Source organism: Streptomyces sp. YIM 98790 (genome assembly GCF_011421595.1).
Taxonomy (GTDB): domain Bacteria; phylum Actinomycetota; class Actinomycetes; order Streptomycetales; family Streptomycetaceae; genus Streptomyces.
Window position 1 is genome coordinate 1 of the sequence record NZ_WTLH01000359.1, and the last position, 2,128, is coordinate 2,128.

At 75.5% G+C, this 2,128-nt stretch carries 2 protein-coding genes; both read right to left on the reverse strand.

The window, feature by feature from the left end:
- Positions 1–500: 500 nt before the first annotated feature.
- Positions 501–1,436 (reverse strand): alpha/beta fold hydrolase, encoded by a 936-nt coding sequence (locus GQS09_RS27985; protein WP_165990312.1) that lies wholly within the window; start codon positions 1,434–1,436, stop codon positions 501–503.
- Positions 1,433–1,858, reverse strand: coding sequence for a phage holin family protein (locus tag GQS09_RS27990; RefSeq protein WP_165990313.1), 426 nt, complete (start codon positions 1,856–1,858; stop codon positions 1,433–1,435). The genes GQS09_RS27985 and GQS09_RS27990 overlap by 4 nt, the downstream gene beginning before the upstream one ends.
- Between the last annotated feature and the right edge of the window lie 270 nt (positions 1,859–2,128).

The window sequence follows — 2,128 nt, forward strand, 5'->3', positions numbered from 1 at the left end:
AGCGGCGCCGGCCGGGCCGGGCCGGGCCGCGGCGGGGCGGGCGGGCGGGCGGTCCGGGGTCAGCCGCGGGGATGACGCAGCCGGGTGCCCACCCAGCGCGCTCGCCGGCGCAGAATCTGGGGAAAGCCGATCTCGCGGGCACCGGCGTGGAGCCTGCTGATGCCACCGGTTCTGGCGGCTCCCTGTGCGCGGCCGGCGGCGCCCTTGCCGCCACGACCGCCCGTCACGTCACGGAAGTCGTGCGTCCAGCTCATACCCACGTCCCTGCCCGGGGTGCAAGGTCGGTAACCGCCGCGGGACGAGCGAAATCGGCCCATGCGCCCGGCACATGTGCCGACCGGCGCCACAATAGCCCCGCCGTTACGCGCGGCGACCGGGCATAAGCGGGGCGCCCGGGGGCCGGAAGTCCCGGGGCGGGCCGGCCGGCGCGGGCGGCCGGTGAGCGGCCCGGGGGCGGACGGCGGGCGGCGGGCGCCGTCCGGCACCGTCCGGGTGGCCGGTCAGCGGTCCGGCTCGGGGTCGCGCAGCCAGTCGATCAGCTCGGTGGAGAACGCGACCGGGTCCTCCTCCTGCGGGTAGTGGCCCAGCCCTTCGAACAGCCGCCACCGGTAGGGCGCCTCCACATACTCGCCGGAGCCGGCGGTGGAACGGGTGCGCATCACGGGATCGAGCGCGCCGTGCAGATGCAGCGTCGGCACCTGCACCGGACGCCGCATCCGCCGGTTGAACTGGATGCCGTCCGGCCGCAGCAGCGACCGCACCAGCCAGCGGTAGGGCTCGATCGAGCAGTGCGCGGTGGAGGGGATGGACATCGCCCGCCGGTAGATCTCCAGGTCCTCCGGCTCCGGCTGGCGCGGCCCTGACCAGTCGCGCAGCAGATCGGCCACGGCCGCGGCGCCCTCCGCCTGGAGCCGCCGCTCCGGCAGCCAGGGGCGCTGGAAGCCCCAGATGGAGGAGCTGGCGGCGGTCTGCCGGGGGTCGCGCAGCAACGAGGCCCGCCAGTGGCGCGGATGGGGCATGGAGACGACCGCCAGCCGGCGCACCAGCTTGGGGCGGAGCACCGCGGCGGTCCAGGACAGATAGCCCCCCAGGTCGTGGCCGACCAGCGCGGCGTCCGGCTCGCCCAGGGCGCGGATCACGCCGGTGATGTCCAGCGCCAGATTGACCGGGTCGTAGCCGCGGGGGGTGCGGTCGCTGCCGCCGGTGCCGCGCAGGTCCATGGCCACCGCCCGGTAGCCGGCCCCGGCCAGGGCGGGCAGTTGGTGGCGCCAGGTCCACCAGAACTGCGGGAAGCCGTGCACCAGCAGTACCAGCGGGCCCTCGCCCATCTCGGCGATGTGGAAGCGGGCACCGTTGGCGGCGACATCGCGGTGGGTCCAGGGGCCGTCGCGGCGCACGACCGGGCCGCGGGCCTCCGCGTTCTCCGTGCCGTTCACCGGGAGGCACCGCCGCTGCCGTTGGGGTGCGGCTTGAGGGCGGAGAGGATGACCCCGGCCGACTCCTTGATCGAGGCGCCCACATCGGTCCTGGGAATCCGCTTGAAGGACAGCATCGCGAAGGCCACCAGCGCGCCGGCCGCCAGCAGGTACAGCCCGCCGACGATGGCGAAGGCGACCGCCAGCGGCACGTCCCACCAGGCGTGCAGCCAGTAGGCAAGGCCGATGGTGAGGGCCAGGAAGGCGAACAGGGCCAGGAGACCCGCCGTGAGCAGGGCCAGCACCGGGATGGTGCGGAGCTTGGCGTTGCGCGAGAGGTCGGCCTTGATCAGGGCGATCTCGTCGCGCATCAGTGCGCCGGCCTCATTGCCGGCCGCGGCCATCAGTGTGCCCAGGCTGCGGCCCTCGTCGGCTGCGCTCATCGCGTGTTTCCTCTTCCCTTCCGTGCGTGCCCGGGCCGGTCGCCGGCCGGGCCGGATGCCGCCTGCGGGGCGCGGCAACCGGTCCGGGACCCGGAGGCGTCATGACCGTCAGACAGGACAGTACTCGGGACGGCAGGGGCGCGACGGCGGCACGTCAGCAGAATGCGGTCGCTCACCCGTCCCGGGCCTGTTCTCCGGGCCTCGTCCGCGGCCCGGGGCCGCGGCTGTCACGGGCCGGGGCCGCGCGCGCCGCGCCGGGCGCGTCGCCCT

What these genes read in the sequence shown, in the direction of transcription:
- GQS09_RS27990 (WP_165990313.1), bottom strand. Translation starts at nt 1,858, where the DNA reads ATGAGCGCAGCCGACGAGGGCCGCAGCCTGGGCACACTGATGGCCGCG.